This window comes from Candidatus Roizmanbacteria bacterium (genome assembly GCA_016700135.1).
Classification (GTDB): Bacteria; Patescibacteriota; Microgenomatia; order UBA1406; family GWC2-37-13; genus UBA1450.
Map to the genome: position 1 here is coordinate 1,081,148 of CP065004.1, position 15,092 is coordinate 1,096,239.

General features: G+C 42.2%; 18 protein-coding genes and 3 tRNA genes. 12 read left to right on the top strand and 9 right to left on the bottom strand.

Features of this window, described 5'->3' with window-relative positions; all coding sequences use genetic code 11:
- Window positions 1-83: 83 nt before the first annotated feature.
- Window positions 84-1,148: a glycosyltransferase family 9 protein gene (locus IPM65_05670; GenBank protein ID QQS43609.1), complete on the bottom strand. Its 1,065-nt coding sequence runs from the start codon at window positions 1,146-1,148 to the stop codon at window positions 84-86.
- 130 nt (window positions 1,149-1,278) lie between these two features.
- Here IPM65_05670 and IPM65_05675 point away from each other — a divergent pair, with 130 nt between their 5' ends.
- Window positions 1,279-1,479 (top strand): hypothetical protein, encoded by a 201-nt coding sequence (locus IPM65_05675; protein QQS43610.1) that lies wholly within the window; start codon window positions 1,279-1,281, stop codon window positions 1,477-1,479.
- Between the two features lie 23 nt (window positions 1,480-1,502).
- Here the strand turns inward: IPM65_05675 and IPM65_05680 are convergent.
- Window positions 1,503-1,577 (bottom strand) — tRNA-Asp (locus IPM65_05680).
- A gap of 8 nt (window positions 1,578-1,585) precedes the next feature.
- Complete coding sequence (locus IPM65_05685; protein ID QQS43611.1) at window positions 1,586-2,887, bottom strand: MiaB/RimO family radical SAM methylthiotransferase; 1,302 nt, start codon at window positions 2,885-2,887, stop codon at window positions 1,586-1,588.
- A 219-nt stretch (window positions 2,888-3,106) separates the two neighbouring features.
- Between IPM65_05685 and IPM65_05690 the strand changes: the two genes are divergently transcribed.
- The 3 genes from IPM65_05690 to IPM65_05700 all read left to right on the top strand — a co-directional run bounded on the left by IPM65_05690 (window position 3,107) and on the right by IPM65_05700 (window position 5,276).
- Window positions 3,107-3,670 carry a glucosaminidase domain-containing protein gene (locus tag IPM65_05690; GenBank protein QQS43612.1) on the top strand — a complete coding sequence of 188 codons (564 nt, stop codon included), beginning with the start codon at window positions 3,107-3,109 and terminating at the stop codon, window positions 3,668-3,670.
- 76 nt (window positions 3,671-3,746) lie between these two features.
- Window positions 3,747-4,628, top strand: coding sequence for a hypothetical protein (locus tag IPM65_05695; GenBank protein ID QQS43613.1), 882 nt, complete (start codon window positions 3,747-3,749; stop codon window positions 4,626-4,628).
- Window positions 4,629-4,640: 12 nt separating this feature from the next.
- Complete coding sequence (locus IPM65_05700) at window positions 4,641-5,276, top strand: hypothetical protein (protein ID QQS43614.1); 636 nt, start codon at window positions 4,641-4,643, stop codon at window positions 5,274-5,276.
- A gap of 50 nt (window positions 5,277-5,326) precedes the next feature.
- On the opposite strand, the gene IPM65_05705 is transcribed toward IPM65_05700, so the two are convergent.
- From IPM65_05705 to IPM65_05715, 3 genes are read right to left on the bottom strand one after another with little or no spacing between them, the layout of a single operon-like run.
- Window positions 5,327-5,620 carry a GIY-YIG nuclease family protein gene (locus tag IPM65_05705; GenBank protein QQS43615.1) on the bottom strand — a complete coding sequence of 98 codons (294 nt, stop codon included), beginning with the start codon at window positions 5,618-5,620 and terminating at the stop codon, window positions 5,327-5,329.
- A gap of 45 nt (window positions 5,621-5,665) precedes the next feature.
- Window positions 5,666-6,241, bottom strand: a complete 576-nt coding sequence (locus tag IPM65_05710) for a hypothetical protein (protein ID QQS43616.1) — start codon at window positions 6,239-6,241, stop codon at window positions 5,666-5,668.
- A gap of 39 nt (window positions 6,242-6,280) precedes the next feature.
- A complete protein-coding gene (locus IPM65_05715; GenBank protein ID QQS43617.1) occupies window positions 6,281-6,838 on the bottom strand; it encodes a class I SAM-dependent methyltransferase in 558 nt (185 codons plus the stop codon).
- A gap of 58 nt (window positions 6,839-6,896) precedes the next feature.
- On the opposite strand from IPM65_05715, the gene IPM65_05720 reads away from it, so the two are divergent.
- The 6 genes from IPM65_05720 (at window position 6,897) to IPM65_05745 (ending at window position 9,510) form a co-directional block, all read left to right on the top strand.
- Window positions 6,897-6,968, top strand: a tRNA-Arg gene (locus IPM65_05720).
- Window positions 6,969-7,056: 88 nt separating this feature from the next.
- A tRNA-Lys gene (locus tag IPM65_05725) sits at window positions 7,057-7,128 on the top strand.
- 20 nt (window positions 7,129-7,148) lie between these two features.
- Window positions 7,149-7,742: a hypothetical protein gene (locus IPM65_05730; GenBank protein QQS43618.1), complete on the top strand. Its 594-nt coding sequence runs from the start codon at window positions 7,149-7,151 to the stop codon at window positions 7,740-7,742.
- A 33-nt stretch (window positions 7,743-7,775) separates the two neighbouring features.
- A complete protein-coding gene (locus tag IPM65_05735; protein QQS43619.1) occupies window positions 7,776-8,366 on the top strand; it encodes an HAD-IA family hydrolase in 591 nt (196 codons plus the stop codon).
- Between the two features lie 144 nt (window positions 8,367-8,510).
- Window positions 8,511-9,128 carry a hypothetical protein gene (locus tag IPM65_05740; protein QQS43620.1) on the top strand — a complete coding sequence of 206 codons (618 nt, stop codon included), beginning with the start codon at window positions 8,511-8,513 and terminating at the stop codon, window positions 9,126-9,128.
- A 4-nt stretch (window positions 9,129-9,132) separates the two neighbouring features.
- Window positions 9,133-9,510, top strand: a complete 378-nt coding sequence (locus tag IPM65_05745; protein QQS43621.1) for a hypothetical protein — start codon at window positions 9,133-9,135, stop codon at window positions 9,508-9,510.
- 5 nt (window positions 9,511-9,515) lie between these two features.
- Here the strand turns inward: IPM65_05745 and IPM65_05750 are convergent, their stop codons facing one another.
- A complete protein-coding gene (locus IPM65_05750; protein ID QQS43622.1) occupies window positions 9,516-10,820 on the bottom strand; it encodes an HlyC/CorC family transporter in 1,305 nt (434 codons plus the stop codon).
- Between the two features lie 83 nt (window positions 10,821-10,903).
- Between IPM65_05750 and obgE the strand changes: the two genes are divergently transcribed.
- On the top strand, window positions 10,904-11,860 hold the full coding sequence (obgE, locus tag IPM65_05755) for a GTPase ObgE (protein ID QQS43623.1): 957 nt from the start codon (window positions 10,904-10,906) through the stop codon (window positions 11,858-11,860).
- Here the strand turns inward: obgE and IPM65_05760 are convergent.
- Window positions 11,842-12,879: a tRNA-dihydrouridine synthase gene (locus IPM65_05760; GenBank protein QQS43624.1), complete on the bottom strand. Its 1,038-nt coding sequence runs from the start codon at window positions 12,877-12,879 to the stop codon at window positions 11,842-11,844. The genes obgE and IPM65_05760 overlap by 19 nt on opposite strands.
- Window positions 12,880-12,948: 69 nt before the next feature.
- Here IPM65_05760 and IPM65_05765 point away from each other — a divergent pair, with 69 nt between their 5' ends.
- A complete protein-coding gene (locus tag IPM65_05765) occupies window positions 12,949-13,458 on the top strand; it encodes a hypothetical protein (protein ID QQS43625.1) in 510 nt (169 codons plus the stop codon).
- Here the strand turns inward: IPM65_05765 and IPM65_05770 are convergent.
- Window positions 13,455-15,089: a hypothetical protein gene (locus tag IPM65_05770; protein QQS43626.1), complete on the bottom strand. Its 1,635-nt coding sequence runs from the start codon at window positions 15,087-15,089 to the stop codon at window positions 13,455-13,457. The genes IPM65_05765 and IPM65_05770 overlap by 4 nt on opposite strands.
- Window positions 15,090-15,092 lie beyond the last annotated feature (3 nt).

The window sequence follows — 15,092 nt, forward strand, 5'->3', positions numbered from 1 at the left end:
GGTAATCATAAGGTTGCTTCATAAAGATAGTGAAAGACTCTTATAAAAAAACAGTAAGGAAGTGAATGATAACTGATCCAAGGCTATGAAATGAGTTCAATAGTCTTACGAAAGACTTCATCAACAGTTACGGAACTGACATATGATTTCATATGACCGCACGATTCAATTTCATTCAGCGGAATTTGAGAATCACGATCAAAAAGCGGTTGCCGACATACTTCACATTCCTGAATCCATGAGATAGCAGTGCGGTTTGTTGACCTTGTGACCGGAGACCAGTGGATCATGTTCGGGAACCAATAGATTCCGATCGTCGGTATCCCGATCGCACGGGCGAGATGCATTGGTCCGGTGTCGTTGGATATTACTGCTCGGGTTTGCTTGAGAACTCCGATAAGGGCTCTCAATGATAGTTTTCCGCACAGATTGACGGCCTGATGTTTCATCGCTTTTTGCACTTCAGTTATGATGTTTTCCTCAGATATAGTACCTGTAAGAACGATTTCATATCCTTCTTCATATAACCGATCTCCTAATTGAGCGTAGGAATCAGCCGGCCAGATTCTTCGACTGTCACTTGCTCCGGTGTGAAGTACCACATATGGAGAGTTTATTCCTCTGATAAACTCCGTTGCTTCACGGTAATCTTCTTCAATTGTCGGAATCTTCGGGTCTATCGCTACAGGAGATGCTCCGGCCAGTGACACTACTTCAAGATATCGGTGAACTTCATGCTGATACAGCCGATACGGAATTGTTTTATCAAGATCGGGGGCATCATCGGTTTTCATTCCGATTGTATAGTTCGCGCCCAGCCTCTTTACAAAAGGGTTAGAGTTTCTACCGCCGCCGTGCAGTTGGATAGCCAGATCATATCGTTTCTTCTGCATTTCTGAAAAAAAGGCTTCCTGTTTTACTATATCTTCAATCTTTGCAGGATCATCATATACACCCGGAAAAACCGGTACGGAAATGACTGAGTTGAAAGGAAACGGGCGTTTTTCAGCGAGTTCATGCATCCAAGGGCGCGCCAAAAGATCAATGTGTGCATCAGGAAAATGAGCACGAAGTGCATATAATGCCGGAAGTGCCACAATAAAGTCACCGAGTGATATTGCCCGTAATACCGCAATACGCTGCGTCATGAATATATATTTACAAACTTCCAGAAGACTTTGTTGCTATTTCCCATATTTAAGTAATTGAACTTGTTTGAGGTATAATGTAGCGTTTGATTATTAATTTTGATTGAGAACAAGGTAAAAATCACGTAATATGTCAGAATTTATCCAAACCGAGCCCCAACTTACTGTAGCTGACGAGATTGAACTTCTTGCCGGGGTGCATTTATCATTTCTTTACCTCTCCTTTGAAGTAGCATCAGGTCAAATCCCGTATGACGTTTTGGAAGAAAGACTGGATATACTCGAATCTTTATACGCACGGATTGATGAATCGTTATTGAATACGATGTGATGTGAAGATGAGGGGGTGAAGGGCGGAACCGACGGGACTTGAACCCGCAACCTCTTCCGTGACAGGGAAGCGCTCTAACCAAATTGAGCTACGGCTCCTTTCAGGACTAGACTATTTTACCAAATAGTTCTCCATTCCGATAGTCATATATTCTAACATTCTTTAGATCTCCTGTGAAGTCCTTTTCGGTCTTTACTCGGACAAGCATCTGGTTGGTGAGAAGGCCGTGCTGATAGTCCCCTTCTCTCCGTTCCAGTATCAGCGTTTCGAATGTTTTCCCGACATGTATCTCCTGGAATGCAGCATATTTCTTATCGGAAAGGTCTCTCAAACGCTGTGATCGTGCTTTCTTTACAGCCGGTGAGGGTTGTTTCAGCCTTTTGCTGAGATAATAAGCAGCCGTATGTTCGCGTCGTGAAAATCTGAATACATGGAACCGTGATATCGGTGTTTTTTCCAGAAAAGAGTAAGTATCCTCAAAATCCTGATCGGTTTCTTCTAAAAATCCCACTATTACGTCCGTTCCTATGAATGCGAACTCATTTATGTCTTTGAGCATGTTCAGCTTCTCAATAAATTCATCTCTCGTGTAACCCCGTTTCATGAGCTTGAGCATATTATCTGAACCTGCCTGAAGCGGAATATGGAAAAAATCTACAAACCGATTCGATTGAGCGTATTTTCGGTACAAATTGAAAAAATCGTCCTGAAAGGTCCAGGGATGTATCGAACCGAAGCTAATTCTCGAAATATCAGTTTTCGTTAGGATTGTCTCGACGAGATCAACAAACGTTTCTCCCGTATCCCGGCCGTATGCTTCAGTATTTATTGCCGTCAAAATAGCCTCAACATACTCAGGGTACGAGTGGATTTGTTTGACAATATCCTCTATTTTAGTTGACTGCGGCAATCCACGGAGATAAGGTACGATACAAAAACTGCAAAACCGATGACAGCCGTCCTGAATTTTGATAATGACTCGCTTTGAACGCATAAATTTGTCCGTAGCGGTGCTTTCCGTTGGTTCATCGAAGGTTTTGACTGGTTCTACCTGAGGGAACTCAATTTTATGATTATATTTCTTCTCCAAGAGCTCAGCAATAAGTTCTTTGCTTTTATTGTCAATCAGATAGTCAACTCCGCCTACTTTTGTGTTCGTTTTTGACCAATTGGTCGCTGCACAGCCCGTCACAACAATCTTTGTGTCCGGAAACTGTCTTTTTAGGTTGTAAATATGCTTTCTCGCCTCTCGTTCGGCCTTGTGCGTCACCGAGCAGGTATTGAGGATATAAATATCAGGCTGTTTTGACTGTTTTTCATATCCTTTTTGCATAAGTTCACGGTCAAGAGCCTCCATTTCTGCCTGATTTACCCTGCATCCGAAGCTAAAACTATCAAAGGTTTTCATATTGGTATTTTATCACAGAAGGCTCTTTTTGACCTCAAGCATTGTGTTCCTAAATACAAACATATATTGTTGCATCAGTCTAAACACCCTATATACATATTTGTGAAGTACCTAATATAAGTCATATAAATAATATACTTGACAAACCTATAATATGTGATATAATTATTCTAAGATGCTAAGGTTTTTCTCCCTAACGAAAAACTTTAGCATTTTTTTATGGTAAAAAACATAGCAGTATTACTATTACTTATAGTACTATTGATCTTACCAAATACCGTTCGTGCAGAGCAAATTGCAGGAACGTCTGCAAAGCTTGTTACTGCAGAAACCACTGATGACCGTGTCGACCAGTATGTCGAACGGAATCTTCAGAAATCAGTCATTCGGGAGGTTCTTGAAAGCAAGAAATCACCTCTTGTTACTGAAGTAGATGCGTTTATGGACGCATGTACGACATACGAGATTGACTGTTATCTTCTTCCCTCTATTGCCGGACTTGAATCCTCGTTCGGTAAGCATCTTATTCCTGAATCTCACAACCCGTTCGGTTGGGGCGGCGGACATATTTATTTTGATTCATGGAGTGACGCATTTCACGCCGTCGCTAAGGGTCTGAAAAACAACTATATCGGACGCGGAGCGGAAACTATTGAAGAAATAGGTCCTATCTATGCCGCGAGTCCGACATGGGCAGTCCGTGTACGATCAATTCACAATGAATTTGAGCGTCGTGAAGCTGATAAGAAACTCTACTACGCAAAGCTTGCTATGAGTCTGTAAGAATCGAGCCTGTTCCGTCACGCTTCGCTTCTCTCACGTGTTATAATATCACCGTTGACTTTATCATTTATCAATATTGAGTACTACTATGTATACGTTTGCCCGAAAAAATCTTCCTAAAAATACCGTTGAATTGACTGTGAAAGTCCCCTGGGAAGACATTAAGAAAGAATATGATTCTTCATTTGAGATCATTCGGAAAGACCTGAAAGTTGAAGGTTTCCGCAAAGGAAAAGCACCGAAAAATATCGCCGAATCAAAAATTCAAAAAGACGTGGTGTATGAACACTTACTTCGTTCTTATATTCCCCGTGTATACTCTGAAATTCTGAAAAAAGAAGATGTCCGACCGATCATTTCACCGAAAGTTGAACTCACAAAAGCAAAAGAAAATGAGGAATGGGAAATCAAAATGACAACGGCGACAACTCCGGATATCAAACTCAATAACTATAAGGAAAAAGTCAAAAAAGCAAAGGAGAACGTCAAAAAATCAGATATATGGGTCCCGGGTAAGGATAAAGAACCGACCGAAGAAGACAAGGAAAAGCAACGTCAGGCAGAGTTTCAGGCTGCACTTGAAGCACTTCTTTCTGAGGCAACAGTTGAGATTTCTGATCTTGTCATCGAGGAAGAAGCCAATCAGCGGCTTTCCAAGCTTGTTGACGACGTACAACGGGTCGGTCTGACAATGGAATCTTATCTCAAATCCAAGAATCTGACAAAAGAACAGATAATGGATCAGATCAAAAAAGAGATAGAAGATACATACAAAATGGAATTCCTCTTGCAGAAAATTGCAGATGAGGAGAAAATAAATGTGGAACAGGCGGAGTTAGATACAATTTTTGCAGGCATCAAGGATGAGAAGGAAAAGCAGGCAGTACAGGGAAATATGTACTATTATGCATCTCTCATGAGAAAACAGAAGACCCTTGATTACATAAATAGCCTGTAGTATAATAAGAGCATGGCATTTGGCAGCTCAAAAAACACAAACAGACCTGCTAAACAGGTCAAAGGCGAAAGCCTTGAGCGTGAAAAAAGTTCCTCTATAGGCGGTTCTGTCTCCTCTTTGTCCAAAGATACGGTAAATAAAGTGGGTGAAGCATTCGGAGATATCGGAAAAGGTATTTTTGAACAGCTGCTTCAGCAGGAACACCTCGAATACGCACCGGAAAAACCGCAGGAACAGCCTGAACAAAAAGGAACCTTCAATCCTGAACGCGGAACAATCTTCAGTTTCCGTCAGATCGAAGAAGAACGTCAGATCTCCGAAATAAAAGAACTCATAAAAGCGATCAAGCAGGAAGTTGAAAGCATTAAAAAAGCGGATTCAGCCCTTATGAGTGAAGTAAAAGATATCGAAAAACTGACTATTGATACACTGCCTGAAAAACCCGGCATTTATCATGTCCGATTCCTGGAGATTGTTTTGAAAGTACTTCAGACATTGAAGCTCAAAATCAGTGAATCAGGAACATGGATGGAAGCCTTGAAATCGAAAAAAGCAAAGAGAGGTTCGGCTTTTGCCGCAAATACGAAGAAAAAAGGAACTCAGTACTCCATGTCTCAGGAACTCTCCAACGCACGCAATGTGCAATAAGTCTATATTCTTCATTCATCAATGTCATTCCCGTGAAAACGGGAATCCAGCTACTTTATTATTTCTTCATATAAATCTCTGCAATCAGGATTATTTCTCTCAATGAGTTCAAGTTTCCACGTTCTGTTCCATTTTTTTAATTGCTTCTCGCGTTTTATTGCAAGTGCTATTTGATTATGTACTTCATAGTAAACTAAAACATTCACATCATAATCTGCCGTAAAGCCGCTGACTATCTTAGCCTTGTGTTGCCATATCCGTTTAATCAGGTCCGAAGTCACACCGATATATAATGTCCCGTTTCTTTTACTAGCAAGTATATATACATAGTAGCATTTATCCATACTTTTTCTGGATTCCCGATCAAGTCGGGAATGACACTCAAGTTTCTATTCTAAGACCCCCAAAACATGTCCTACTCCCCGTGCCCAGCTGCCGTTTGAACTCGGCGTATATTTTGCCATAATCTGCTCAGGCGTAGTCAGGCCTTTGTCTATGTAGTTTTTCTTCAAACCTTTGGCAATGGTTTCTATAGCATCAGGATAAGACTTGAATCGTGTAATTTTGTCGCCGTATATCCCCCATCCCCAGCAGTTGTATGAGTTGTGAGGTATAAATTTGCAGGCGGTAGATTCCTGCATGGAAATGGCAGGAATAAGTCGATAATCAAGGCCGTATTCGTCGGATACCTTGACGATAAAGTCTGCATGTTCATAAAGCGGCGAGTCATACTTTCGAAAAAATGCTTTTAGGACGGCAACTCTCTGATCCTTCACTCCCTCATCAATAAAATACTCAATTTCCTGATTTGAAAATTCATCTCCTGACAACTCAGAAAACTCCTGCAGTATGACGGTAATGTTTTTGTTTTTTATCGTTGTGACATGCACGTACTGAGATATCGCGATGTTGGCGGAGACGGTGATGACAAAAATTGCCATCATTACTCCGATTTTTTTAAGCATAATTTCACTATATATTGCCTTAGAGATGTTTGTCAAACTCTATCGCGGTGATATTTTATAAATATAGGTCTTGAACGTTTTTCCTTCCAATACTTTGTCCTGATATTTTCTCAGATAAGAGATCTGAAATCCATGGGCAATAATCGTTACATCCTGTTTTGTTTTTGTTAGCAGTTTATTCTTGAGCGTCTCAACAAGCTTAGGAAAAAGGAAAATATAAATATAGTCTGCCCCGGAAAAGTCAGTCATTTTTACGTCTTCATTTACAAATGAAATATTACGGAGCTTTTGCCAATAAGTAAGAAATTTGCCTTTCAGGAGTATAATCGGATTGATATCAACCCCTTTGCCTCTCACTCCATAGGTTTGAGCGGCATATCGAAGTACCCTTCCGTCTCCGCAGCCCACCTCGAGGAAATATGTACCTCTTTTCGGTACAATCTCATGAAGTATCCGTTTGTAATCCTCTGTTTTGGTGGCAACATAGGGAGCTCCGCGAAACCAGGATATGATAAGAGAGATGATATAGATACTTGCCCAGATGAGAAAGATCAGAAGAGAGAGTACGGCGAGGAGATATAGGATGTCAGTAAGCATGGTAAGTATAGTATAATATCTACATTCTTGAAGCTGCATAGAGATATTCTCTGTGTTTGCCCCTATAGCTTAAAGGATAGAGCACTGGTCTTCGGAACCAGTGATGGGGGTTCGATTCCCTCTAGGGGCACATGTGTTAGCGGATAGTCGTTAGCTTTTAGCTTCTAGATTTGAAGAAAAGTCTAATAGCTAATGGCTATAAGCTAATAGCTAGTTCAGGGTCCGTAGCTCAACGGTAGAGCAGTAGCCTCTTAAGCTATTGGTTCGGGGTTCGAATCCCCGCGGACTCACAATAGATTATAATTTTTTCATGCAGCACAAGATTCGTGTCCTTCTTACTCCAGGAGTAGCCGGTAATACTTCATATCTGGAGAGAAATACTGCTCATTGGACCAAGAAATATAATATTTATCCAGATTTCTATACCATCAACTTTCAAAGAGGAGCAGATGCAGAAGAGCAAAGAGAATTGTATTTTAAGAAGGTGGTAGACACGAAAGCTCAGTTTTTGATTGCTGTTAGCGGATCTGGTTTGCTGGCGTTGGAAGCGTTGAAGGTGTATACCGAGCAGTTAAAAGGCGCCATTCTTATTTCTACTCGTCTTCGGCCGGGATATTTTGCACCTCTCGCGTATCTATATACCCTTCTCCGATATCCGATTTACTTTTCCTATCTTCGATCACACAGTAAAACATTAGAAAATTTGCCTGCAGAGCGCGTGATGACTATGTATTCGTTATGGGATGAAGTAGTTCCGCCATCGACAGTAAAAATCAAAAACGCATACAACTTTAAAATGAAGCGCAGACCTAAACAATGGCCATTCCATAATTACTTTTCATGGTATTCAGTAAAGGACTATGAAAAAGAGATAATTGAATACATAAAAAAGTCTTCTATTTAGTTTGCTAACTTATCGTTTTTGATATAATTGAGCATGTCAGAAATAATCCGTGCAGTTGAACTAATTAGGCCGCAGGTCGAATTTGTATATTTTGACTTGGGTGGAGTTGTCTTCAATTTTTCAGGAGGTATACAGGCAATATCAGAAAGACTTCAGGCGCCTGAGAACGAAATTTCTGCTATGTGGAGACGGTATGATGACGCCATTTGTAGAGGTGATTTACATCCACAGGAATTTTGGGAAATATTGAACAATTCGTTCGGTACATTTGTGGAATTAGATTTCCTAACATTCTGGATGGATCATTTCTCACCGATAGATTCAACTCATCAGGCAATGCGTGAGCTCTCTTCTTCAGGAATGAATGTGGGCATTTTGTCGAATATATATCCGGGTGTTTATGAAAAAGCACTTGAACGCGGAGTTATTCCTGATTTGCCATACAGTGCCGTAATCAGATCGTGCGAAGTGGGGTTAGTAAAGCCTGATCCGCAAATATTTCACTATGCAGCTGAAACAAGCGGATACCGAGCTCAGCAAATTCTCCTTATTGATGATCGGAGCGAGAATATCCAAGGGGCAGATGCGGCAGGATGGAACTCATTTCAATTTGTGCAGGAATAAAATTTCTTACTGATTAAGTTCCTCCAATATCTTATTTATTTCCTTTTGAGTAAGTGCAATCCAGGGTGAACTGTCGGCATTGGCATTTCGAAAGACACAGTTGCTTTGACAATCTCCATTGCCGGTCCTATAATACTGGGCATTATGAAAAGACCTGAATTTGAAGGCGGTATTCCCCGCTCCTTACTTAGCCGCGAAGATTCACGGGAAGTCTTACAAACAATGTACGGACAGTTCTCAGGATCCGTTCTTCATTCAGTTCAACTCAAAGATCCGAATGCTCCCCTTGACATTGTGACCTTCGGTGAAAACTGGTTCCAGCTATTTCAAACCCGTTCTGAACCCAAAAACGCACAGGAAAGAGCTATCCAGGAAGCAACGAGAAACATGGATTCAAGAATGTTCGGTCCTGCCTTTTTCGGAGATATGTGGCAGATTATGGAGCGTCAGCAAGGATATACGATAAGACATTTATTAGCTGATCTTCAGGCAGGCGTACAGGCCGGCTCACTTGATCCTCGAATACTAGAAAAACTTGCAGTTCTGGATCTTTCAGAAACAGACCCGATGCTGCGAGAGTCAGATTTTTCCGGTCCGGAAGATACTCCGTGGGGTGAAAACGGCATTCTTCCGGGTACAGGTACATTGATTTATCATATTACAAGTGGCTATCCGAGAATGATGGTTGAACATATGTCAGGCAGTAGTGATGATGACATCTCAGCTACTTTCTTCGGATTCGGACCCATGAAATGGGAATAATCCTATGGTAGAAAAAAGACCGGCTTGCTGGATACGCGGAAGTATGAGTCCTTCTGATTATGAAGATGATGAGATACGTCGGATGACCCATGAATGTCCTCACAGAAAACCGACAGGATGGTCACTCTTCGGAGCAACAAATGAATGTTATCATCCCGGAGCTATGAGTGAACATACGGATGAACAGGGAAACACAGAGTATGTGATGTTGGGAGGGGTTGACGGATATGCTACTTTTTGCCAAGCAGTGGATAGTCACCTCACTTCACTCGGAGAACCCTCACGTTTGTATATTGATGCGGAATACACAGTTTTGGATGCAACTCCGATTGTTGACGACCAGAATCTATTGACGATGAGTGGCGATGAAGAAACGGAGTAAAGAAATCACTCGTTCTTGTGTATCAGAAGTTTGTCGACACGATTGCCGTCCATATCCGCAACTTCAAGACTGTAACCGTCCACTTCTACCTTATCTCCCGTCACGGGTACTCTTCCCAGTTCATTCATCACGAATCCCCCTATCGTGTTATAAAGTTCCTCTTCTTCTTCGGGCAGTTCCTGCAGCTGAAAATATTCTTTGAAGTCTACGGTAGATACTAATCCGTCCACAAACCAAGTGTTTTTGTTTCTTCGGAGGATCATTGAGTCTTCCTGCTCATTGATATCGGGTATATCTCCGACTATTGATTCAAGAATATCTGTCAGGGTCAGAATTCCTTGTACATTGCCATACTCATCGATAATAATGCCCAAATGAATCCTCATCCGTTTGAAAAGTTCTAAAGCGTCAAGTACTTTCTTATTCTCAGGAATCAGAAGCGGCTTGTGGAGAAGACTTTTCAGATCCAGTTTCCTTCCCCGTTTTTCAATTGTTTCCGCTAAAAAGGAATCCGTCCTCAGTACTCCGATTATGTTGTCCAGTTCTCCGTCGGAGACGGGAAAGTATGAATACTGATTTTCCAGAATCGTATCCGTTAATACTTTATCTGAATCTTTGATATCCAGCCAGACAACTTTGTTACGCGCTTTCATAAGAGAAGTCACCTTGGCGTCGCCGATATTCAGTACCTTTTCGACAATATTTTTTTCCACCGCTTCAAAAACGCCCATCTGTGCACCTTCCTGGATCAGAAGACGTATTTCTTCTTCACTTACCGGTAGCTTCTTTTTGGCTTTCAGGTGAAAGGTATCCATCACGAAATCAGTTGATTCTGACAGAATGTTAATAAACGGATTGAAAATACGTGCGATGTTGTACATCGGACCGGCTACCATCAGCGTGATCTTTTCGGCAAAATTCATCCCCAAACGTTTCGGAACAAGTTCACTGATAACCAGCGACAAATAAGTCACAAATACGACAATAATTCCGAAACCGAGAGAATCGGCAATCCCCTGCGAAAGTCCCATCCTGAAAAAAAGATTAGATAACGGATCCGAAAGTGTCACGCCGCTGAGGGCACCGGTCAGAATTCCGATAAGCGTGATTCCCACCTGTACGGTTGAGAAAAAACGGTTCGGGTTTTCCGCCATCTGTAGTGCGATTTCAGCGCTCAGATTTCCTTCAGAAGCCAGATGTTTCAGTTTTGATTTTTTCACTGAAATCAAGGCCACTTCTGCCATAGAGAGGAAACCGTTAAGTAAAATAAGCGCAAAGATAAAAAGCAATTCCATAGTAATGCTGTTCATTATATCAAAGATAGATGAATAACTGGTCATGACTATCTTTCTTGTGTGGATATTTGTATAGATCCAATCTATAATATCAGCATATGTTTGTCGATGAAGTAACAATAAAAGTAAAAGCGGGAAACGGTGGCCGCGGAGCTGTCACATTTTTTCCGATGAGGAAAGGTCCGAGCGGGGGTCCCGGAGGAAACGGCGGTAGTGTTTTTGTCGAAGCTGATCCCCAAATGGCAGACCTTCATAAGTATGTGGGGGCAAAAATGCACAAAGCCGAAAATGGCCGACCTGGCCAAAATTTTCGAAAAAACGGTAGTGACGGTGAGGATAAAATTCTGAAAGTTCCAGTAGGGACATTGTTTACTGATCTTGAAACGGGATACGAAATTGAAGTAAATGAAACGGGAAGACAGTATTTATTGGCACGGGGCGGAAACGGCGGACGGGGTAACAGCTCATTTGCAACACCGTCTCATCAGGTTCCGCGCGAGTACGAACCCGGCACTCCCGGTCAGGAAAAAGAATATCGTACGGTACTTCGGCTTATTGCTGATTTCGGATTGGTGGGTTTGCCGAATGCAGGGAAGAGCAGTTTGCTCAATGAATTGACTGCTGCAAAAGTGCGGACCGCAATGTATGCTTTTACGACACTTGAACCGAATCTCGGAGTGTTTGAAACAAGCGTTATCGCGGATATTCCGGGACTAATCGAAGGCGCATCGCAGGGAAAGGGTTTAGGATTCAAGTTTTTGAAGCATGTCGAGAAGGTACCGGTCATCCTGCATTGTATTGCTGCCGATTCCGCCGATATTGAGAAAGACTACAAAACCGTGATGCATGAGCTTGAAAATTACAACCCTGCCGTTGCGGCAAAAGATCAAACGATCATACTGACCAAAACGGATCTTGTATCTCCGGACAAACAGAAGGATTTAATGAAAATGCTAACAAAGTTTCAGAAAGAAGTCATTCCAGTCTCTATCTACAATCCTGAACAGTTTGAAAAACTGCAGCAATATCTTCGGAATCATTCCTCACGTACATAAGGAGCAAGAATTTCACGCGCATCCGTAATTGTCTTCATACGCATCAACTTGTCCCGCAACGCGGCGGAATGGTCAAATCCTTTGATATACCAGGCCATATGTTTTCTTAAAGAAACGAAATGGCCATCCGGAAGGAGCTTCTCAAAAACCTCTGCATGTTCAAGCGCAGTTCTTATCCGAAGTTGCGTATCCGCTTCCATTTCTCTGAAAATCCAGGGGTTGCCGAATGTAGCTCTTCCGATAAGTACTCCGTCTAGTCCGTACGTCTGAATTTTTTCTCTGGCATACGGCACGGAGAGGACATCGCCGTTCCCCATCAACTTTATCCCGACGGTGTGTGCTATTTCCGCCGCTTTCCCGATTTCTTCCCAGTTTGCTTTGCCTGTATACATCTGCTCAAGCGTGCGGCCATGAACTGTGATTGTCACGGGCTGAGCCTGGGTCAGGTTCTTGATCCATTCCGTTGTTACTATTTTTTCATATCCGATTCTGGTCTTCACGGATACTGGTATCAGTGATCTGTCACCTTTTGTCTGATGCCTCTCCTGAAGATATCTGACATGACTGATGACTTCGCCGGTGACTCCTGCCTCTTCCATCGTTTTTCCCCGGCTCCAGTCCAGTATGGCCTGCTTGACGGTAGTAATAATCTTTACGGCATGTTTCGGAGATTTTATCAGTCCGGCACCAGCGCCCCTTTTGGTGACTGCCCGGTCGGGACAGCCCATATTAATATCAATGCCGTCAAACCCAAGTTCAGCCGCTACAAAAGCAGAAGAATAAAAGGCATCCAGTTCCCGACCGTAGATCTGTGCCAAGGTCGGAGTGTCAGTCGGGTGATGCACAAAACTATGAAGTATTTGCACGGCAGATCGCGCGATACCCTCGACAGGGACAAACTCAGTGAAGAGCAGATCCGGCCGGCCGTGGATGTCCGTGATATATCGGAATGCGGCATCAGTCACCCCGTCCATAGGTGATTGACCGATTATAGATTTCTTGTCCCAAACGGTATTCATAAGGTGTTTATTATAAAACATTTACACATTGTTGGCATTTCGTTTATATACTTCAGCGATAATAACATCATGAAATCTGCAGGTACCCTATACAGCAATTCAGACGATGAAGCTCCGAAAGAAAAAACGGGAATTACGGGAAAGAAAACAGAAGTAGAAAAACTGGAAGAAACCCTGGAAGGTTCACACAACATTCTGTTCCGCTGTAAATCAGTATTCCCGTTTGATTTTTTTCCCGATGAAGTCATTATTGACGAAAATAAAATCGATGTACGGCACGGACTTTTTTTTGCCAGCACCCAGACGACATCCATTCCGTATAAAAATATCGTGAAGGCATCATCAATAACCGGACTGTTTTTTGCTACGCTTCAAATCGAAATGGAAATCTATGTTCAGCAGCCTGATCCGATCCACTATCTTTGGAGACATGACGCGATTAAAGCACGTCGTATTATTAACGGTCTGGTGTCTGCTTATAAACAAGGAATCGATTTCAGAAAGGTAAATATGCGCGGAGCCGCGGGTGAGATAGAAGAAATCGGTAAAGCATCCGTTCCCTCACAAGATAAGAGTTAGACGATCTCCTCTTTTTTCTGCCTGACAAATGTGATCCACTCCTCTATTACTTCAATAATGAGTTTGAACGGAGCCTCAATAATAAAATCGAAAAGCACAATAAAAAAATTAATCTTCGATACGCCTTCGCTGAACAGTTTTCCGAGTGAGAGGATCGGCATAAAAAAGAAATCGACAACCGGCGAAAAGAAACTCCCCTTTTCAGTCAGACGGTACATATTGGCAATCTGCTTGATACGATAGGCAAAGAACGCTACAACACTGATAAAAAAGATAAACAGCGCCTCACTCAGCAAATTGAAATGGACGAGTTTCAGCATAAGATGAATAAGATAGAGCGTCACGACAAACGTGGAAATGTACAATAAACTGAATCCGAAAAGCAGGATCGGTCGTTTGTTCTTTACCTTTTTCGTGATAAAAGCCGTCGTTTTCTCAAAAGATGAATCCCTGTCTATGATGTCGACAATCCGGAAAAACAAACGCTTCGTATTGCCATCTCCCGGAACTGAGACACTCAAAATGATTAGTAGCATAAATATCGGCGGCGCCAAACTGTTGATCCCTATGGCAAGATAATTGACGTGATTGTAAAGAATCTGAGATACCGGGACTTCCAGAATGAGTGCAAAAACCATTTTCGTAATGAAAATGTAAATCAAACTCCGGAAGGCAAGAACATTGAGACGGGATCTGACCTGTGCATACTTGTCTCTGGCAACCTGTTCCACTTTTGCCCAGAGTTTATTTTTGTCCGTAAACAGTTCCTTCAGGTCACCTTTGGTTTCGCGAATGATTGAAAAGATGATAAGAAACGGAGGAAGCTGTTTCCTGACAAACCGAACCAGCTTGTCAACGGTAGGATTGGCAATCAGCTGATCAATCTTTTTAAAAATATCAGGAAGCTTCGTAAGAAGGCTTTCAAGCTCTTTTTCCGAATATGCGGAAAGCGGCTTGTAGAAGAGCTGGAACAAATGATACCTCTGATATGCCTGATCACTTTTTCGGTAAGCTTTTTCTATCGCAATAAAAAGAAAGGTATCCTTCTGCGAATCTTTTACATCCTCGATTTTTACCTTTTCCTTAAGTGTCTGGAAAATATAGTATCCGAAATCAGCTTCCTTTTGTGATTCTGCCGGAGTCAAAAACTCTTCAATTTCGGCGGTAATGAGTTCAACTAAAAAATCGGCAATAAAGTTTTTGGAGCTGCTTTTCCGGCCGTGAAGAAGCCGGCTGCGGATATAAATATACTTATTGATAATAGCCTGAATGTCCCGGATGTCCTGTTCACCGAGTGATCCGTTCGGGAAATAGCGTGCCCACATAAGTTCTCTGAGGACATTTTCCGCTTCGTTCTTCCCCTGGGGATTCAGTGAAAGACGTCGCTTCAATATGCGCTCAATAGCTGCTCTTCTGATAAGGTGATCTTCACGGTACTCAATGGCATTTCTGACTTTTTCATATGCAAGCGCTAAAAATGATACCGTTTGTGAAACAGTCAGTTTTGAGAATTCGTCTGTCGGCGGACGTCCTTTTATTTTGCTTAGAGCATCAAGCAGTTTTGCCGTGACCTGTGAAAGCTCAATTTGCGGATTCTGTCTGGTTCCCTGATTTTCTTCTTGTTCTGGCATAAT